The 18,756-nt window shown below is 59.3% G+C and carries 15 protein-coding genes and 1 pseudogene; 5 read left to right on the forward strand and 11 right to left on the reverse strand.

Going from position 1 to position 18,756, the window contains the following annotated elements; genetic code table 11:
* Positions 1-6: 6 nt before the first annotated feature.
* Complete coding sequence (locus FKP33_RS04785; protein ID WP_141334040.1) at positions 7-1,782, reverse strand: ABC transporter ATP-binding protein; 1,776 nt, start codon at positions 1,780-1,782, stop codon at positions 7-9.
* A gap of 437 nt (positions 1,783-2,219) precedes the next feature.
* On the opposite strand from FKP33_RS04785, the gene FKP33_RS04790 reads away from it, so the two are divergent.
* The 3 genes and pseudogenes from FKP33_RS04790 to FKP33_RS04800 all read left to right on the forward strand — a co-directional run bounded on the left by FKP33_RS04790 (position 2,220) and on the right by FKP33_RS04800 (position 4,365).
* Positions 2,220-2,981 (forward strand): sulfite exporter TauE/SafE family protein, encoded by a 762-nt coding sequence (locus FKP33_RS04790; protein WP_127605683.1) that lies wholly within the window; start codon positions 2,220-2,222, stop codon positions 2,979-2,981.
* 13 nt (positions 2,982-2,994) lie between these two features.
* The gene (locus tag FKP33_RS04795; protein ID WP_306439333.1) at positions 2,995-3,339 is read left to right on the forward strand and encodes an ABC-2 family transporter protein; all 345 of its coding nucleotides are present in this window, start codon (positions 2,995-2,997) and stop codon (positions 3,337-3,339) included.
* Positions 3,340-3,404: 65 nt separating this feature from the next.
* Positions 3,405-4,365 (forward strand): annotated as a pseudogene (locus FKP33_RS04800) (ABC transporter ATP-binding protein).
* Positions 4,366-4,451: 86 nt separating this feature from the next.
* On the opposite strand, the gene FKP33_RS04805 reads toward FKP33_RS04800, so the two are convergent.
* The 10 genes from FKP33_RS04805 to FKP33_RS04850 all read right to left on the reverse strand — a co-directional run bounded on the left by FKP33_RS04805 (position 4,452) and on the right by FKP33_RS04850 (position 16,473).
* On the reverse strand, positions 4,452-5,915 hold the full coding sequence (locus tag FKP33_RS04805; RefSeq protein ID WP_127605687.1) for an amino acid permease: 1,464 nt from the start codon (positions 5,913-5,915) through the stop codon (positions 4,452-4,454).
* Between the two features lie 329 nt (positions 5,916-6,244).
* Entirely contained in the window at positions 6,245-7,450 is a 1,206-nt protein-coding gene (locus FKP33_RS04810; RefSeq protein WP_141334042.1) for an anhydro-N-acetylmuramic acid kinase, read from the reverse strand.
* Positions 7,447-9,207, reverse strand: coding sequence for a beta-N-acetylhexosaminidase (gene nagZ, locus FKP33_RS04815; RefSeq protein ID WP_258313370.1), 1,761 nt, complete (start codon positions 9,205-9,207; stop codon positions 7,447-7,449). Before nagZ ends, FKP33_RS04810 begins: the two co-directional genes overlap by 4 nt.
* A 39-nt stretch (positions 9,208-9,246) precedes the next feature.
* Positions 9,247-10,416, reverse strand: coding sequence for an exo-beta-N-acetylmuramidase NamZ family protein (locus tag FKP33_RS04820; RefSeq protein ID WP_141334043.1), 1,170 nt, complete (start codon positions 10,414-10,416; stop codon positions 9,247-9,249).
* Positions 10,413-11,102, reverse strand: coding sequence for a DUF2189 domain-containing protein (locus tag FKP33_RS04825; RefSeq protein ID WP_141334044.1), 690 nt, complete (start codon positions 11,100-11,102; stop codon positions 10,413-10,415). Before FKP33_RS04825 ends, FKP33_RS04820 begins: the two co-directional genes overlap by 4 nt.
* A gap of 35 nt (positions 11,103-11,137) precedes the next feature.
* Positions 11,138-12,244 carry an ABC transporter ATP-binding protein gene (locus tag FKP33_RS04830; protein WP_141334045.1) on the reverse strand — a complete coding sequence of 369 codons (1,107 nt, stop codon included), beginning with the start codon at positions 12,242-12,244 and terminating at the stop codon, positions 11,138-11,140.
* 15 nt (positions 12,245-12,259) lie between these two features.
* Positions 12,260-13,093 (reverse strand): carbohydrate ABC transporter permease, encoded by an 834-nt coding sequence (locus tag FKP33_RS04835; protein ID WP_054800397.1) that lies wholly within the window; start codon positions 13,091-13,093, stop codon positions 12,260-12,262.
* 14 nt (positions 13,094-13,107) lie between these two features.
* Positions 13,108-14,028, reverse strand: a complete 921-nt coding sequence (locus FKP33_RS04840) for a carbohydrate ABC transporter permease (RefSeq protein ID WP_141334046.1) — start codon at positions 14,026-14,028, stop codon at positions 13,108-13,110.
* Positions 14,029-14,193: 165 nt separating this feature from the next.
* Positions 14,194-15,594: an ABC transporter substrate-binding protein gene (locus FKP33_RS04845; protein WP_141334047.1), complete on the reverse strand. Its 1,401-nt coding sequence runs from the start codon at positions 15,592-15,594 to the stop codon at positions 14,194-14,196.
* 24 nt (positions 15,595-15,618) lie between these two features.
* On the reverse strand, positions 15,619-16,473 hold the full coding sequence (locus FKP33_RS04850) for a MurR/RpiR family transcriptional regulator (RefSeq protein ID WP_054798416.1): 855 nt from the start codon (positions 16,471-16,473) through the stop codon (positions 15,619-15,621).
* A 170-nt stretch (positions 16,474-16,643) separates the two neighbouring features.
* Between FKP33_RS04850 and FKP33_RS04855 the strand changes: the two genes are divergently transcribed.
* Both FKP33_RS04855 and murQ read left to right on the forward strand, forming a co-directional pair.
* Complete coding sequence (locus FKP33_RS04855; RefSeq protein ID WP_181410044.1) at positions 16,644-17,690, forward strand: N-acetylglucosamine kinase; 1,047 nt, start codon at positions 16,644-16,646, stop codon at positions 17,688-17,690.
* A 118-nt stretch (positions 17,691-17,808) separates the two neighbouring features.
* Positions 17,809-18,723, forward strand: coding sequence for an N-acetylmuramic acid 6-phosphate etherase (murQ, locus tag FKP33_RS04860; RefSeq protein WP_054800401.1), 915 nt, complete (start codon positions 17,809-17,811; stop codon positions 18,721-18,723).
* Positions 18,724-18,756 lie beyond the last annotated feature (33 nt).

Here is an 18,756-nt window from a genome sequence, read left to right on the forward strand (position 1 = left end):
TCCCTTCTAGGATCCGGAACCGGGCGTCCGAATTCCTTCGGCATAGTGGCTCCCCTCCTCTTGAATGGCGTGTAAAACCGCATAAATCCCCGGCTGAGCCAGCAGCTGCTGATGAGTTCCCCGCTGCACGATGCGCCCTTCGTCCATCACGATAATTTCGTCGGCGTGCTGAAGCGCGCTGATCCGATGCGCGATCAATATCGTCGTCTTGTTCCGGCGTTCGGCGCGGATGGTCTCGATTATTGCCTTCTCCGTTACCGCGTCGACCGCGCTCACGCTGTCGTCGAGAATCAGAATCGGCGAATTTTTGATCAAGCCGCGGGCCAGGCTTGTTCGCTGCCGCTGCCCGCCGGATAACGTTACCCCGCGCTCGCCGAGCATCGTCTCGAACTGATCGGGGAAAGCGATAATACTGGCGTAAATTTGCGCTTGCTTCGCCGCGCGTTCCACCTCGCCAAGCGACGAGTCCCGGCGGTAGAAGGCAATATTGTCGCGAATCGTCGTGCTGAACAGGAACCCTTCCTGCGGCACATAGGCGATTTGCGTCCGCAAGCTTTCCAGCGTCATCTCGCGGATGTCGACGCCGCCGATGCGGATCGCGCCGGCCGGCGGATCGTAGATGCGCAGCAACAGCTTCGCCAGCGTCGTCTTGCCGCTCCCCGTCTTGCCGATGATACCGAGCGTCTTGCCCGGCTCAATCGTCAAGTCGATGCCGTGCAGCGCATCCTTGGCCGCATCCGGATAAGCGAACGACAAGCCGCTGACGCGAATGCCCGAGCGGTCTAAATTGACCGGCTTCGCTCCCTCATCTTCCGCAATGTCAGCCGGCCGCGCCAGCAGGTCGTTGATCCGTTCCAACGAGGCCCGCGACCGCAGGACCGTGTTGATGACATTGCCGATCTGCTGCAGCGGGTTGACCATCATCCGGATGTACAGCGTCAGCGCGACGAAATTACCGAGCGTAATGCGGTTTTCGATGGTCAAATACCCGCCGTATGCGATCGTCACGACAAGTGAAAGCGCGCCGAGAAACGGGATGATCGCCTGGAATAACGACGATACCCGTACCAGGCGCAGCTGGTTGTCGCGAATGCGGTCCACGGACTCCCCGAAGCGCCTGATCATAATCGGCTCGACGGCGAATTTCTTGGTCACGCGGATGCCAGCGAACTGCTCCTCCGCCGACTCGGTCATCTTCCCAAGCGATTCCTGTACGCTTAAGGATCGCATACGGATGACAGGCCCAAGCTTGACAACGACGAACGGGATGATCAGCAGCGGCGCGATACAGACGGCGATCAAATAAAGCGGGATCGCGCTGATTGCCATCATCGTGACGGCGGCCGCAATCAGCATGACCGCGTTTGTCGTCTGATTGATCCCGAGCGAGATCGATTCCCGAATGGAGGTTACATCGTTCATCACGTAGCTGAGCAGCTTGCCGACCCCGTGCTGCGAATAGAAGCTTTCGCTCAGCTGCGTGAAATGGTCGAACAGCTTTTTGCGGGTCACAAACTCGAAATAACGTCCGATCCGCATAATGATGTACTGGCCGACACCCCCGAACAACGCGAACGTCACCCCGATGCCAAGCAGCATCAAGCTGTAATCGACGATGACGGGCGGTGTTAACTCTGCCCGCTGCAGCTGATCCGTAAAGCTGCCGAGCAGCTTCGGGTAGTAGGACTGAACAATGTTGGCCGTCGCAATGAGCGCGATTGCAAACGCAAACTGACGCCACTTGGATCGTACGAAATCGAACAATAATCGTTCTGAACTCAAGACGCGTCACATCCTATGGGTGGTTTTGGGCGGTCGTTCGACCAGAACCCAACCGACTGTCTGTCCTGGAGGTTGATTCGGCCGCACTTCATTCGGAGCAACGGCATCATGGCCGCCCGCTGCGGCACTTGCATCCGCGAAGCCTGCAGCCCGGGAATCTGATGAAAACGGTTTATGCCGATCATAAGCTGCTTCAATATTTTAACATACGATCCGCCTCTGCTGAACACCTTGCGAAAAAAGTTCCGCCCGATGAGCCTAGCGCGTGGCGCGATGACGAGACGACACAGACGACCGCCATTGTACATGGGCTTCAACAGGGGATGAGTGCGGGGCCAAAAATAAAAGCAAGCCGCCCCCTTGTCCCGCATAGATTAGACCGATAAGCACTAACAAGGATACAAGCACTTAATCCATACACATGGAGGGGATGCCTTATCGAACCCAGCCTTATCCTGATCGGCGCCTTCGTCGGGATGCTCGTCGGACTGACAGGCGTTGGCGGAGCCGCACTCTTAACGCCGCTTCTCATCACCATTGGCGTACAGCCGGCAGTGGCCGTCGCCACTGATTTATTTTACAGCTCGGTCACGAAGCTGTTCGGCAGCGTTCAGCATGTCCGGCAACAAACCGTAAACCTGCCGTTAGTGAAGCAATTCGCGCTAGGCAGCCTACCGGGCGCCGCGGCTTCGATCCTGCTGCTGAAAACATACCCGCCCCTGCATGCCTATCAAGATACGATCATCAGGAATACGCTAGGGATTATGCTCATTGTCGTTGCGCTGCTTAATTTGGTCAAGCTGTGGCTGGGGGACGAAGCCACCGGCGCCATTCAAGACAAGCCGCTGGAAGGGAAGCTGGTCCTGACGATCAGCATCGGCTTTGTCCTCGGTTTTCTGGTCGGCCTCACTTCCATCGGCTCAGGCTCGTTGTTTGCGCTGGCGATGATGTTCTTTTACCGGCTTACCGCCGCCGAGCTCGTCGGCACCGACATCGTCCATGCCTTCCTGCTCGTGTCGGCGGCAGGCCTCATGCATGCGGGTCTCGGGCATATCCATTACGGACTTGCTTTCCAGCTGCTGATCGGCTCGGTTCCGGGCGTTCTACTCGGAAGCCGTCTCTCGGCGAAAATCCCGGCGAAGCCGCTGCGCACCGCCATGGCCGCCATCATTCTGCTCAGCGGCATCAAGCTGCTGTAATCCCTTGACCTCTGTGCCCTGGACCTTATTCGCCATCGGGACCGAGGCGATCCTTTTATTCTCGATCGGTTTGGCCACAGCGACCGTCGGCTTCTGGATCACCCGGATCGCCGAGCTGCAGAACATCACCGAGGACGCCGCCCGCACGGCCGCGCAATATCCGCTTGCGCTCTATCCCAAGTGGCTGCAATCGCTGCTCCTTGTCGTCGTGCCGGTCGGCTTCGTCAGTTACGTCCCTTCTCTTTACATTGTGCGGGGCGAATACGGCGTCTGGCTGCTTGCGGGGACGGCATTGGCCGCTCTTCTGTGCTTGGCGGGCAGCTTGGCGTTCTGGCGCTACGGATTAACAAAGTATTAAAGTACGGGGAGTTAGGGAGGCGGCAATAAACCTTGAGCGCTCCATCGAGGATAGAAGTCAATCATATGTCTAAGCCATTTAAAACCCCTGTCGTTCGCGAAGGTCCATGGGCCGGGCTGCGCACGTTGTTCTCCCGCGAATATCGGGTGAAGGAAGCGGTGCGCGATATCAGCTTCTCGATCGAACCGGGCGAGTTCGTCGGGTACATCGGTCCGAACGGCGCCGGCAAATCGACGACGATCAAGATGCTGACCGGCATCCTGCATCCGACGTCCGGCACGGTGCGCATCGGCGGGGACAGCCCTCATCGGGACCGGCGGCGCGTCGTCCGCCGGCTCGGCGTCGTGTTCGGACAGCGCAGCCAGCTGTGGTGGGATTTGCCGGTTAAAGACTCGTTCGATATTTTAGCGGAGATGTACCGGGTCGAGAGCTCGGTAAAACGCCGTCGGCTCAAGGAGCTGTCGGACCTGCTCGACTTGCGTGAATTTTGGGAGACGCCGGTGCGCAAGCTGTCGCTCGGCCAGCGGATGCGCGCCGATTTGGCGGCGGCCCTGCTGCATGACCCCGACCTGCTATTCCTTGACGAGCCCACGATCGGGCTGGACGTCTCGGCGAAGCGGAACATCCGTGCATTCCTGAAGACGCTGAACCGCGACTTCGGCAAAACCGTCCTGCTCACGACTCACGATATGGACGACATCGAACAGCTGTGCGGCCGGGTGATGGTCATCAACCATGGCAGGCTCGCCTATGACGGCACGACCCGTCAGCTCCGCGAGATGATCGGACTGCCGACCGTCATCCGCGTCACCTTCCGCGGCGCCTTCCACATTCCGGCGCCGTCCGAGACGGAATCGCTGCCGTTCCGCATCGCCGAAACGTCGGAAAGCGGGGTCGTCATCGAGGGCAACCGGCAGGACGCGAAAGCGATGGACATGCTGCGGGAGCTGAGCCGCTGGGGCGAAACCCGACGATATTCTTATGGAGGACCCGGCTTTCGAAGACGTGATTCATCGCGTTTACTAGCCTAACAACCGGGAGATAAGGGGCATCCGCTGTAAAAAAGCCGTTGAACTCCAGCTGGCCGGAGTTCAACGGCTTGTTCATCTTGTTCAGTCGGTCAGCTTACACTGCCCGAGCGGAACGACTTTCGTTTTATGCTTCAATTTATAGCCGATCCAGATGGCGGCAAACAACGGCAGGCCGATGAACGAGGAAAGCAGGCCGTACCAATCGATTTCTTCCCCGGTTACCGCCGCATACCCTTGCCCGAACATGACGAACAAACAAAGCACCAAGGCAAATAACGGCCCGAACGGAAACCACTTGGCCTTGAACGGCAGCTCGCTCAGCGAGTGACCTTGCAACAGGAAGGCCTGGCGAAACCGGTAATGGCTGACGGCTATGCCGAGCCAGGCGAGAAACCCGCACATCCCCGACAAATTCAGCAGCCAAATGTACACGATCCCGTCGCCGAACAGCGAGGTGAAGAACGCGAGCATCCCGATCGCCGCCGTCACGGCAAGCGCCGCAACGGGTACGCCGCGGCGGTTCAACGACGCCAGCAGGCGCGGCGCCTTGCCTTCCTTGGCGAGCACCCAGAGCATCCGAGTGGAGGCGTACATGCCCGAGTTCCCGGCGGACAACACCGAGGTCAGAATTATCGCGTTCATGACCGAAGCGGCGAACGCAAGACCCGCATTTTGAAATACGATGGTAAACGGGCTGACCGCAATGTTGGCGACATCGCCGTTAATCAGAACCGGGTCCGTATACGAGATCAGCATCCCGATAACGAAAATCGCAAGGATGTAGAACAGCAGGATGCGCCAAAACACTTGGCGGATCGCTTTCGGAATGTTGACACGCGGGTTATCGCTCTCCCCTGCCGCAATCCCGATCAGCTCCGTCCCTTGGAAGGAGAAGCCTGCCGCCATAAAGACGCCGAGCACCGCCATGAAGCCTCCGTGAAACGGCGCGTCGCCTTCCGTAAAATGACGGAAGCCTATGGCCTCGCCGCCGATAATGCCGACGATCATCAACAGGCCGACGCCGATGAAAACGATAACCGTCACCACTTTAATGAGCGCAAACCAGTATTCCGATTCCCCATACCCCCGTACGGACAAGTAATTGAGCCCGAACATGAAAGCCAGAAACAGGACGGACCATGGCAGCGACGGCGTATCCGGAAACCAAAACTTCATTATAAGCCCGGCCGCCGACAGCTCCGCCGCGATCGTAACCGCCCAGTTGAACCAATAGTTCCATCCCAGCGCAAAACCGAGCGCCGGATCGACAAACCGGCCGGCATAGGTGCTGAAAGAGCCGGATACCGGCATCCATGCCGCCATCTCGCCCAAGCTCGTCATCAGGAAATAAACCATTAAACCGATGGCCGAATAGGCCAGCAAGGCCCCGCCCGGACCGGCGGAATGAATCGCCCCTCCGCTGGCCAGGAACAGTCCGGTACCGATCGATCCCCCGATCGAGATCATCGTCAAATGGCGGGCCTTCAATCCGCGCTTCAATTCGTTCGCCCGCTGCGGCGCTGCTGTGTGCTTCTTGTTGTCCATAGTCGTCCCCCGACATCGTTCGCCGTGATGCATTTTCTTGCTGCAATCAAGGGTCTTCGTCATGTTATGTTCTTCTTTTTACAAAACATTTATTAGTTTACGGAAAATTAGTCGGGGAAACAATAAGTTAATTCTTCCAGAAATGATTCCAGCAGATCGGTCGGCCCCGCAGCGACCAAATCTTTCAGCGCTCATGAAAAAAAGCCCCCGATGGTCATCAGGAGCTTCGTCATCCACGATATAACGATTTTGCAAACCGTTTTGATTGTTAGTCACGAGGTTCGGCCCCGTTGGGCTGACGTTTCGGGATGTTCACCTATTCGCCGGCGCTATTCCGGCAGCGCCAGCTTGCCCATGACCGTCTGCCGCGCGGCTCCCGTGGCGGACGGAAGATTGTTCGGCTCGCCGTGAAGCAGGTTGTTGCCGAACACGGCGAAGCAAATCGCTTCCTTGGCGTCGTCCGAGACGCCAAGCGATGCAGCGGTGCGCACCCGCTGCCCCGGCAGCAGGTCGCCAAGCATGCGCAGCAGCGTCCGGTTGTGCGCGCCGCCGCCGCTGGCGACGACCTCGGCGATCGCCTGGCCGGGCAGCACGAAGTCGCGATAGCTCTGCGCGATGCTGCGGGCGGTGAACGCCGTGAACGTGGCGACGATGTCCTCCGGCTGCAGGCCCGCCGCCCGCATGCGGGACATCCACGCGTTCGCATACGCTTTGCCGAACAGCTCGCGGCCGGTCGTCTTGACCGGCTCCAGAGCGAAGTACGGATGACTCAGCATCTCGCCGAGCAGCGCCTCGTCTGGCCGTCCGGCCGCCGCCCAAGCGCCGTCCGCGTCATACGTCAGTCTGCCGTCCGTCAGCTCGAGCACGGCCTGATCGATCAGCATGTTGCCCGGCCCCGTATCGAAGGCCGTCACCTGCTCCGGCTTCGCGCCCGCGGGCAGCACCGCGCAGTTGCCGATGCCGCCGATATTTTGCGCGATGCGGCCGACGTGCTCGTCACGGAACAGAATCAGGTCGCCATAAGGCGTAAGCGGGGCTCCCTGCCCGCCGACGGCCATATCGGCGGTGCGGTAATCGCCGGCGACCGGCCGGCCCGTCAGCTTCGCGAGCACCGACAGATCGCCGATCTGCAGCGTTGAGCGAACGCCGAACGGGTCGACCGCCGCTTCCGCCGCGACCGGGATATGCCAGATCGTCTGGCCGTGCGAACTGATCAGATCGATGTCCTCCAGCCGCAGCCCCGCGGCCGCGGCCGCTTCCCTCGCCGCCTCGGCAAAGCGCTCCGCCATGTAAAAGTTCATCGCGCATATGTCCGGCGTCGAAGAGTGATCCGGGCTGCAAAGCCGCTTCAGCTTCTCCCGAAGCGGTTCCTCATACCGGACGCTGTGATAATGCACCAGCTCGATTCGCGAATCGAGCCCGCTTCCTGCGATCCTTACGACGGCGGCGTCGATCCCGTCGAGCGAGGTACCGGACATAAGCCCGACGATGAGACGCTCCGGCTTGTGTAAAGCGGCCTGCAGCCAATGGATCATACGGCGTCTCCTCCTTGGCTGCCGTCAGCACCCGAACCCGCCGCAGCTTGCCCGCCAAGAGAGATCGGCAGTCGGCCGGCGGCAGGAATGCCGCCAGTCAGCACCTTGGCCGCGCTGCGCAGCGCCAGCGGCCGGCTCTCGTAAACGGCCATGAATGCGCCGACATCGGGAAACGCAAGCAGATCGTAAGGGCTGCGCAGCGCGACGACGATCGGATCCTTCCCTCTTGCCTGCAGCGCCCTTATCAATTCAGCCTGATCCGGCTCCAAATAGGCGTTATACGTCGCCACGACGACCTGATCGGCGAACAGCGCGCTGCGCACCAGCTCCTCCTTGAGCTCGCCAACTTTGCGGAGTGGCACGAGCCATTCCGTTTCGCAAGCGCCGAGCTCCACAAGCGCTTTGCCCAGCGAAAGCGGGGCCTCCAGCAGCTCGTCGACCTCCGATTGAACGGCAGCCTCCACCGAGATCACGACCAGCGAACGGTCCTTCGCAAGCGGCAGCAGTCCGCGCTCGTTGCGCACGACCGTGATGCTCGCTTCGCTGATGCGCTGCGCCGCCGCCAGATGCGCCTCGCAGCCAACGAGCGGCGGCACAAGAGCCGGCTCGACCGCTTCGTCTTGCGGCTCCTCTGCCGCTGTTCCCCCCGGCACGCCGCCAGCCGCGGCCGGTGCCAGCACGCCGCGCCGCGCCTTCAGCGCCAGCAGCCGCTCGACCGAGCGGTCGATGCGCTCCTCGCGGATGCGTCCGGCTAGCACCGCCAGCCGCAGCGCTTCCAGCGCCCCCAGCTGACGCTCATGGCTGTGGCTGATGAGCACAAGGTCGGCCCCCGCTTCGACCGCCATAACGGCAGCCTCCACCGTGCCGAAATGCTCGGCGATTGCGTTCATCTCCAAACAGTCGGTCATGATGACGCCCTGATAGCCGAGCTCCCCGCGAAGCAGACCGGTCAGCGCCGCATGCGACAGCGTCACCGGCAGCTTCGCCGGCTCGTACGCCGGAAATACGATATGCGCCGACATGATGGCGTCGACGCCGGCCGCGATCGCCTCCCGGAACGGCCGCAGCTCAACCTGCTCCAGCCTTTCGAGCGGATGCGCGACCGTCGGGAGAGCGAGATGCGAATCCACATACGTATCCCCGTGGCCGGGAAAATGCTTGGCTGTCGCCACAACGCCGGCCTCTTGCAGCCCGCGGATCGTCGCAACGCCTAATTCCGCCACGCGGCCCGGATCTTCGCCGAAGGAGCGCACCCCGATAACCGGGTTGGCCGGATTGTTGTTCACATCCAGAACGGGGGCAAAGTTCAGGTTAATTCCAAGCGCCTTCAGCTCGCGGCCGCTGATCGAAGCCGCTTCATAGGCGTCTTCGGCGGAGCCGCCGGCCGCAATCGCCATGGCACCCGGCATCAGCGCAACCCCGTCGGTGATCCGCGCGACCATGCCGCCCTCCTGGTCGATGCTGATCCACAAGGGAAGCCGCCCGGCGATCGATGCGGCCGCTTGCAGCGACCGGTTGAGCCGGGCCACCTGCTCCGTGCTCTGCACATTACGGGCGAACAAGATGACGCCGCCGACCGCTTCGTCGCGAATCAACCGCTCGATATCGGCCGACGGCTCCGTGCCGGTGAAGCCGCACAGCACCATTTGCCCGATCTTCTCCTCCAGCGTCATCCGTTTCACGAGTTCCGCGGCCGCTACAGCCGCTGTTTCCGCTTTGTCCCCTGCTTCCCCCGCGCTCCGTTCCACTACGTCCATCCCGATTTCCTCCCCTTCCGGGTTGTTAAATAAAGTGCATTACATATACAGTAAATAACCGCTCCGCTCCTTCTTCCAACCCTCTATGTTGGCTTCGTAACGGTCCAGCACCCGGCGCAGTCCGCCGTCTTCCGCCAATTCGGCGGCTACCAGCGAATCCCCCGTCAATAAATCGATGAACGCCTTTCCGCCTTCGCGGACCGGGGGTAGAAACCGGAACGTCTCCGGGTACAGCTTCTGCATCGACCGGAGCAGCGTCAGACCTGCCCGGACCGATTCGAAAACATCCGGCTCGGTCACATACAGCCGAACCCCTCCGCACAGCTCGCCCTGATGCTTGGAGAACGTCGGCGAGAAATAAAGCGGATGCGCGTGCACCCCGGCCAGTCCGAACGAAGCGAATTCGCGCGCGAGCCGTTCGCCGTCGATCCAAGGCGCTCCTACCGTTTCGAACGGACGCGTCGTGCCTCGTCCTTCGGAAACGTTCGTGCCCTCGAACAAACAGGTGCCTGCGTAGACGCGAACCGTGTCAAGCGTCGGCACGTTCGGCGACGGCACGATCCACGGCAAGCCCGTCTCATCGAACCGCATGCCCCGCTTCCACCCTTCCATCGGTACAACCGTCAGCGCGCACGGCTGCTCCAGCCGGTCGTTAACCCACCCGGCGTACTCGCCGATCGTCATGCCTGTCGCATACGGCGTTCCGGCGACCGCCCCGACCATTGACTCGTATCCGGGCTGCAGCAGCCCGCCTTCAGCCCGGAGGGCGCCGAGCGGATGCGGACGGTCCAGCACGTACAGCGCACGCCCCGTTTGGGCGCAAGCCGCCATCATGTACACAAGCGTCGATAAATAAGTATAGAACCGGACGCCGGTATCCTGAATGTCAAAGAGCACGGCATCGACGCCTTCCAGCATGGCAGCGTCAGGCTTCTTGCGCGTGCCGTACAAGCTGTAGACCGGGATGCCGAGCTCCGGATGCTCTTCGTCTTCGAAGCGAACGCCGGCCTGCCGTTCGCCGCGCAAGCCGTGCTCGCAGGCAAAGAGCGCGGACAACCGCACCGAAGGCATCTCCGCGCACGCGGCAAGCGTCGTCCGGAAACGGGCGTCCACGCCCGTCGGGTTCGTCAGCAAGCCGAGTCGCAGCCCGCTCAGCTTCGCCGCGATGCGAGGAAGCAGATCGGCGCCAGCCGCAACCCGCGCCTTCATCCGGCTATGCCCCCCCACGTCTTCCCGCCTTGGTTCTCCGCCTTCTCCTCGCGCCCGGCGAGCACGTTACGGGCAACCATATTCGAGTATACGGCCGCCATTCCGGCAAACAGGAAGGCGAAACCGACGACGGTCAATCCGAGCAGCACCGTGACGCACAGCAGCTGCAGGAAAGCCCCGATCGTATACCCCGGATGGGTGACAGTCAGCTTCACGCTGTGGCCTACGGCGCGAAATACAGGCTCGTTCTCCTGCACGATGAGCGGCAGCGTATACAGCTGAGATACGAAGAACATCGTCACAAAGTAAGTCTGGAAGATGGCCAGGGCCCAGTGCAGCATGCCGTCCTTCTGCCCGTAATACCACCAGGTGGAGGCCAGAATCAGCACGAACAACGAGCACAGCAGGCCGAAAACGGCCGACGGGATGAAGAAACGAACCGCCCCGGCGAACACATCCTTCAGCCTCGGCCGTTCGCCCGCCACCATCCGGTGAGCCGCATAGAAGACGCCTGCCAGCAGCGGAGCATAGACGACCGGCACCAGCAGAAGCGCCGTTCCCGCCGAGAACAAAAATACGAGCGGCATCAGTACAGCCGAGCTGACCGCGCTGAACAGAAATACCGCGATCATCTCCCGGTACACCAGGCCGCCGGCCTGTACGATCAGTTGACTTAAACTGCGCATGCAGCCTTTCCCTCCTTATTCAAGCCCCGCAATCGTTACAGTATGATGCGCACTTCGGTATCCGGATTGAAGAAATGCGCCTTGCTCAGATCGATAATGAACGTCTTCAGCTGTCCGATCGAAGCATTCGTCTCCGGGTGCACCTTAGCCGTTACCATCCGCTCACCGACACGGAAATAAACCAGATTTTCCGAGCCCAGGTGCTCGACGACCTGTACGGTAGCCGACAGCTTGTGCTCGGGAGAGACGTGCAGCGCAAAGTCTTCGCCGAAAATGTGCTCCGGGCGAATGCCCAAGATAACGCTCCGTCCTTCGTACGCCTTCATGCTCCTTGCCATCCGCTCCGGCAGCGTGAATGCCGCGCCTTCCACGATCGCCTTGTCCCCTTGGATCTGCGCGTCGATGAAGTTCATCGCCGGGGAGCCGATGAACCCGGCGACGAACATGTTGCTCGGGTTGTTGTACAGCTCCGTAGGCGGCGCAATTTGTTGGATGACGCCGTGGTTCATCACCACGATGCGCTCCCCGAGCGTCATCGCCTCAACCTGATCGTGCGTCACGTACACGATCGTCGCGCCGAGCCGCTTGTGCAGCTCCGACAGCTCCACGCGCATCTGAATGCGCAGCTTCGCATCCAGGTTGGACAGCGGCTCGTCGAACAAGAACACCTGCGGATCGCGGACGATCGCGCGTCCGACGGCAACGCGCTGCCGCTGCCCGCCGCTCAGCTCCCGCGGCTTTCGCTCGAGCATCTCGTCAAGGCCCAGGATCGAGGAGGCGGACTTCACCTTCTCTTCGATTTCGGCTTTGCTTTTTTTCAAATTTTTCAAACCAAACGACAGATTCTCGCGAACGGTCATATGCGGATACAGCGCATAATCTTGAAACACCATCGCGATATCGCGGTCTTTGGGATGAAGCTGGTTGACTACCCGGTCGCCGATCAGAATATCGCCGCTCGTCTGCTGCTCCAGTCCGGCGATCATTCGCAGCGACGTCGTCTTGCCGCAGCCCGACGGGCCGACGAACACGACGAATTCTTTATCCTCAATGACGAAGCTCGAGCCCGCTACCGCCGTAAAACTGCCTCTTTTGACATCCTCATATTCCTTACGGACATTTTCGAATACAACGCGAGCCATACGTTCTCCTCCCAGCTAGCCCTTAACGGCTCCAATGGTGATGCCCTGCAGGAAATACCTTTGCAAGGCGAAAAACAATACGATCATCGGCAGCGCCCCGATCGTCGCCCCGGCCATGATCGCGCCGTAGTCGGTCGATTCCGCAAACTTAAAGCCGGCCAAGCCTACCTGAATCGTCCGCATCTCATTGCTGCGCGTGACGAGCAAAGGCCAGAAGAAATCGTTCCAATGCGCTACGAACGTGAAGATCGCGAGCACCGCGAGCCCCGGCTTCGCCATCGGAAGAATGATTTTGTAGAAAATGCCGAATTCGCTGCACGCATCGATCCGCGCCGCATGAATGAGCGACGTAGGCAGCGTGGACATGTACTGCTTCATCAGGAAGATGTTGCCCACCCCGACGAGCGCCGGCAAAATGATCGCCGTATACGTGTCGCCCAAATTAAACATGTTGATGACGAGAATGTAGAGCGGGATGAGCGTGACTTGTGAGGGAATCATCATCGTGCTGAGCAGCACCCAGAAAATCGACTTGTTACCGGGAAACTTCAGCTTCGCGAACGCGTATCCGGCCAAGGAGGCGAAGAACAGGTTCGTTACCGTCAGCACCGCCGATACGAAGAGCGAGTTAACCAGCCAGCGCCACGCCATCGTTTTGTCGAAGAAACGCTCGTATGGCGCGATGGACCAGATGTCCGGAATCATCTGCGGCTTGAACGTCGCGCTCGCTGCCGAATCCTGAAAGGAGCCGATGAACATCCAATACAGCGGAATGACCGTGATGAACGCCCAAAATGAGAGAATTACCGCGCCGAGAGCAATCAGTATCGTTTTGTTGGTTGTTTTCATCGCGATTGCCCCCTCTAGTACTCGATATCCGTCGAGAAGTATTTGAATTGCACGACGGACACGATCACGATCATCGCCGCCAGCACGAACGACTGCGCGGAGGCAAGCCCGAAATCGTAGTAGACGAATGCGGTGTCATAAATCAAATAGGCGATCGTCGTGGTCGCAAAGTTCGGACCGCCCTGCGTCATCAGGTACACGCTGATGAACACCTGAAACGATGTGATAACGCCCGTCACAAGCAAATATAGCGTCGTCGGCTTAAGCAGCGGCCAAGTAATCTTCGTGAACTGCGTCCAGCCGTTCGCGTGGTCGATGTCCGCCGCTTCGTACAGCGACTTCGGGATGCCCCCCATCGCCGCCAAATACAAAATAATGCCGCTGCCATGTGAGCCGAGGTAGGTCATCAGCATGAGCGAAAACAGCGCCGAGCTCGATTGCCCGAGCCAAATGACCGGCTCCAAGCCGAAGAGGGCGAGCACCTTATTGAACAAGCCGCCCGAGGTCGGGTCGAACATCGCCAGCCAAACAAGCGACAGCGTGACGCCGGAGGCGACCGTCGGCAAATAAAGCGCTGCTTTGAAAAACGTCTGCCACTTGTTTTTCGTTTGAAAAATAAGATAGGCGAGACCGAACGTAATGACAATATTGACGGGCACCGTGCCGACGGTAAAAATGACGGTGTTCTTCATCGATTTCCAGAACACTTCGTCGTGCACCAACCGCGAATAGTTGCTGCCCCCGACCCATTTGGACTGCAGAATGCCGTATTCCTGAAAGCTCATAATAAACGCCGAAATGACGGGATATAACGTAAACACGAGAAACAAAAGCACCGGTACCGCAATGAATGCATACGCCCACCCGTACTCCCGCCAAAAACGCTTGAGGGGACTTGGTGCCGGTACGGGCCGTGCAACCGAAGTTTGCTGCATGAGGGTCTCCTTTCCGCCGAAAAAGCCGATTCGTCCTCATTCTGAAAGGAAAGAAAGAAAGCACAAACGGGGAAGCCTTACCCTTTCGGGCTGTCCGTCTTTCGTTAAGCTTCATCGGACGGCTTCCCCTTTGTACTTCGCCTCAGTTTCCTGTTTTCCCTTGAATTATTGGCCGAACATTTGCTTGCCTTTGTTCTTGAAGTCTTCCACCGCTTGATCGGCGGTCTTCTCGCCGGCCAGCACCGCCTGGAACGTCGGTTTCACCACTTGCTCGTTAAACTGCTTCATCTTCGCGGCTTTATCGACATCGATGCTGAGATCGACCGGCATCGAGATGTTTTTCGCCATCGCTTGGGCGGCCTCCGAGTTCACTTGGCTCGCTTTGCCCTTGCCTTCGAATTCCTTCGCTTGCGACTTGCGTACGAACGGCAGGGACAGCTCGTTGGCGGAATTGCCCGCTTTGGCTCCGCTGAGCGCTTCCATCACGAGGAACGTGTTCTTCGCGTGCTGCTCGCCTTTATCGTTCTTTTGCTTGAAGGCCACATAGCCTTCGCCGCCCATCGTCGTCTTGGCCGGCTGGTTGTCGTGGTGCGGAACAGGCAGGAGAATGAACTCGATTTTCTCGCCCTTCACTTTACCAGCGTCGATGTCTTTGTTGCGGTTTTGGATCATGACATCGTAGTATGGAATCGCTTTACTGATGATCGCCGCTTGGCCGGCATAGAACATTTCGGTCCGTTTGAGAGGCGCCAGGGCAGCGCTCTCCTTCGGCATAACGCCGGTTTTGACCAGTCCTTCGATAAATTTCATCGTATCGAGAATCCGGGTGTCGTTCCATTGGAATTTCCCGTCTTTGTCCAGCACATCCGGCATCCCGGCGTTGCGTGAGAGCATTTGAATGAAGTCAAGGCTCGTGCCGTCTGTAACGAGACCGTATTGGGTAGAGCCGTCCGGCAGTTTTTTGGTCAGCTTCTTGGCCGCTTCGTTAAATTCGGACCACGTCCAGCCGCTCGCTTGTATTTTCTTCCAATCGATGCCGGCTTCCTCCAGGATGCGCTTGTTGCCGCCCCAAGCCCATTGGAATTGGTACAGCGGGAGGCCGTACTGTTTGCCCTGGATTTGTCCGAGCTCCAGCGTTCCCGGCTGGTAATCGTCTTTAATTTCTTTAGTTAGGAAAGAGTCCAATTGAAGGGCAAGGCCGGTGTTCACGTATTGACCGCTGACGGAGTGGAAATACAGGTCCGGCGGATCGCCCGCGTTAAGCGCGACGTCGAACTTCTTCGGACCTTCCGCCCAAGACAGCATTTCGTACTCGACTTTAATATGCGGGTTCGTTTTGGTGAAATCAGCGACAAGCTGTTTCAGATCGTCTTCGTACGCGGCATGCACAGGATACGTCCATACTTTGACGGTATCCGGCTTCTTATCGTCGGTCGGCGCCGCACTTTGCTCGCCGGTCTTCGTTCCCGCCGTTCCAGTCTCTCCCGCACCGCCGCCGGCGTTGTTACAAGCTGTTAGGGCCAAAGCACTGATTACCATTAAAGACAGCCATTTCGTACGCTTCATCGTTAAATCCCCCTTGGTTTGTGGTTATTTGTTCAAATCGCGTATGACCGCCCGGCTTCGGTCGAGGTATTGAACCGACTGGTTGTAGTTGCGGCTGGCGACTCCCAAATACAAAATGTCGATCACATTCAATTGTGTGATGCGGGAAGCCATCGCGCCGCTGCGAATTTCGTTCTCGGTGGAAGAGATGCAGAGCGGAATTTGCGAGTAGCTGTGGAGCGTCGTCGTACCGTATTTCGTAATGCTGATCGTCGTGGCGCCCAGCTCTGAAGACGCTTTCAATGCGGTAATCACTTCGCGGGTTTCACCTGTGTAAGAGATGGCTACCGCAGCGTCACGGGGAGTCAAGGTAACCGCTGTCATCAACTGCACGTGCGAGTCGGCGAACGAGAACGCCGTCTTGTTTATACGGAGGAACTTGTGCTGCGCGTCCTGCGCGATCAATCCGGAGGCCCCGATCCCGAAGAAAAATATGCGCTCGGCCCGGTCTAACGCCTCCACCGCTTGACTTACCATCGCTTCGTCCAAAATCTTGACGGTGTCGCGGATCGACTGAATGTTGTTCGCCGACACGTTCTGAATCAAAGTCGAGATCGAGTCATGCGGCCGGATTTCCTGATAGCCCTGCATCTCCGGCACCTTGGCCGACTCCTGCAAATCGCCCGCGAGCTTCAGCTTCAGATCCGGGAAGCCTTTCAGCCCGAGCGACTTGCACAACCGCACGATTGCGGCTTGACTGGACCCGCTGTATTCCGCGAGCTGCGCTACGGATAATGCAATAACGCCTTTGGGATCGCCCAGTATATATTCCGCCACCTTCTTCTCCGATGGCGTCAGATCGTGCAGGGCTTCTCTTAACCGGACGAGTCCGCCGTTCAACTCCCTCACCCCCTCTTGCCAGAATTCATTTCCAACTGACTCCAATTATAAAGCCTCTGAAACTTTATTTCAACATATATTTCAATCATAAAATTTTGTTTTACACGGACAAGCCTTTTCGTATATACTTTAAACATAATCTTACATGACGTGGCAAGAAGGTGATGTTCGTGAAGCTGTTTGTAGGCATCGACGGCGGCGGGACGAAAACGGAGATTTGCGTCATCAATGCCGCAGGACTGGAGCTGACCCGGTTGTCAGGAGGGCCGAGCAATCCGCAAGCGATTGGCTTCGACGACGCCGTTCGCGAGCTGATCCAGCTGTTGAATCAAGCGCTTTCTTCTATACGGGAAGACGACGGGGGAACGGGAACGCCGGGGCCGGAGAGGTCCGAAGAGCTTGGAGGGCTTGACAAGCGCGAAGTGCTTGGGGAGTGTGAAAAGCTTGACAAGCTCGGTGCGCCCGGACAACGTTGGGAGCTCGGCCTCTGTCTTGGCATGGCGGGCGTCGATACGCATGAAGATCGCGAACGCGTAACCTTCGCAATCCGGTCTTATTTCGAACAAACGGGCGTCGAGGCGAAGCTGCTCGTGACGAACGACGCGGAAATAGCGCTGATGGCCACGCTCGATCGCAGTTTCGGCGTGCTCGCCATCGCAGGAACCGGCTCGATCGTCTTCGGCCGCACGCCGGACGGGGACTGTTACCGTGTCGGCGGTTGGGGGCACTTGCTTGGCGACGAAGGCAGCGGCTACCGCATCGGTCTCGATACGCTGCATGCGGTCATGCGCAGCTACGACGGCATTGATCCGCCTACGGCGATGACGCCGATGATTGAACAGGCATACGGCTGGGAACGTATCGTCGAGCTGCGGAGGTATATCTACCAGCCGCACATTAAAAAGCAGGACGTCGCCGTCTTCGCGCGGTATGCGATCGAAGCGGCCGCTGCCGGCGATCCGCCGGCCAGGCGGCTGATCGAGCGCAGCGCCGCAGCCTTGGCAGAGCAAACGTCCGCGCTTGTGCGCAAGCACGCTTGGTTCGCGCAGGCGGACCTGGTGCTCAGCGGCTCGGTCTTCCGGTACAGCGAGCTGTACCGGAAGACGTTTCGCGAGCGGCTGGAGGCCGCTTGGCCGGATCTGCGGCTGCACGAAGCGCGGCAAGCGCCCGCCTATGGCGCCGCCCGGCTGGCGCTGCAACTCCTGCCAGGCGAGTGAGCAATCCCCTCTCCAGCCAACTAGCGCAACTGCAGCGGCTGGAGCAACTGCTATCGACACCGCTGCCCGATGCAGGAGCACGGTATCCCAAAAAAATATTCAAGAAGGAGCTATCTCCATGCAAATACATCAGCTACACACACTCACGACGGAGCAGGTCAATCCGCGGACACGACAAATCGACGAGCTGCCGACCGAGCAAATCCTGACGCTCATCAACGATGAAGACCGTCTAGTCGCCGACGTGCTGCGAGGGCTGATTCCGAAGCTGGCGCAGGCCGTCGACCGCATCGTCGCCTCCTTTCAACAAGGCGGACGCCTCATCTACATCGGCGCCGGCACCAGCGGACGCATCGGCATCCTGGATGCGTCCGAATGCCCTCCGACCTACGGCACCTCGCCGGATATGGTGCTGGGTTTGATTGCCGGCGGCTTCCAGGCGGTGAAGGATCCCGTCGAGGGCGCCGAGGATAGCGAAGAGCTCGGCATGTCCGATGTGGATGCCCACGGAATCGGGCCGAACGATGTAGCCGTGGGCATCGCAGCCAGCGGACGGACGCCCTATGTACTCGGCGCGATGAAACGGGCCAAGGCGAACGGCGCCGGGGTCATCGGCATCTGCAACAATGAGGGGACGCCTATGGTTCCGCTGGCCGATATCGTGCTCGAGGCCGTGGTCGGCCCGGAAGTCGTACTCGGCTCCACGCGGATGAAAGCGGGCACCGCCCAGAAGCTCATCTTGAACATGCTGACGACGACATCGATGATCCGCATGGGCAAAGTGTACGGCAACCTGATGGTCGATGTACAGCCGTCGAACATCAAGCTCGTTGATCGCGCCAAGCGGATCATCCGGCTCGCCACCGATGCTTCGGAGGAAGCCGTAGAACAAGCCTTCGCCGACTCCGGCGGCCATGTCAAAACCGCCATCGTCATGCTCCTCGGAGGCGTCCATTGTGCCCAAGCCCAGGCCGCACTTGCCGAAACCGGCGGCTTCGTGCGCAAATCGTTAGAGCTGCTGCTGACGAAATAGGACTATTGAAATATCGTAAGTATGTTCGTGAAC

The organism is Paenibacillus sp. tmac-D7 (assembly GCF_006519665.1).
GTDB lineage: Bacteria > Bacillota > Bacilli > Paenibacillales > NBRC-103111 > Paenibacillus_G > Paenibacillus_G validus.

Coding starts and splice junctions, on each gene's coding strand:
- FKP33_RS04820 (WP_141334043.1), bottom strand. CDS start 10,416: ATGAAGGCGCGGGTTGCGGCTGGCGCCGATCTGCTTCCTCGCATCGCG.
- FKP33_RS04840 (WP_141334046.1), bottom strand. CDS start 14,028: ATGCAGCAAACTTCGGTTGCACGGCCCGTACCGGCACCAAGTCCCCTC.
- FKP33_RS04835 (WP_054800397.1), bottom strand. CDS start 13,093: ATGAAAACAACCAACAAAACGATACTGATTGCTCTCGGCGCGGTAATT.
- FKP33_RS04810 (WP_141334042.1), bottom strand. CDS start 7,450: ATGATCCATTGGCTGCAGGCCGCTTTACACAAGCCGGAGCGTCTCATC.
- murQ (WP_054800401.1), top strand. CDS start 17,809: ATGCAAATACATCAGCTACACACACTCACGACGGAGCAGGTCAATCCG.
- FKP33_RS04830 (WP_141334045.1), bottom strand. CDS start 12,244: ATGGCTCGCGTTGTATTCGAAAATGTCCGTAAGGAATATGAGGATGTC.
- FKP33_RS04845 (WP_141334047.1), bottom strand. CDS start 15,594: ATGAAGCGTACGAAATGGCTGTCTTTAATGGTAATCAGTGCTTTGGCC.
- FKP33_RS04825 (WP_141334044.1), bottom strand. CDS start 11,102: ATGCGCAGTTTAAGTCAACTGATCGTACAGGCCGGCGGCCTGGTGTAC.
- FKP33_RS04805 (WP_127605687.1), bottom strand. CDS start 5,915: ATGGACAACAAGAAGCACACAGCAGCGCCGCAGCGGGCGAACGAATTG.
- nagZ (WP_258313370.1), bottom strand. CDS start 9,207: ATGGACGTAGTGGAACGGAGCGCGGGGGAAGCAGGGGACAAAGCGGAA.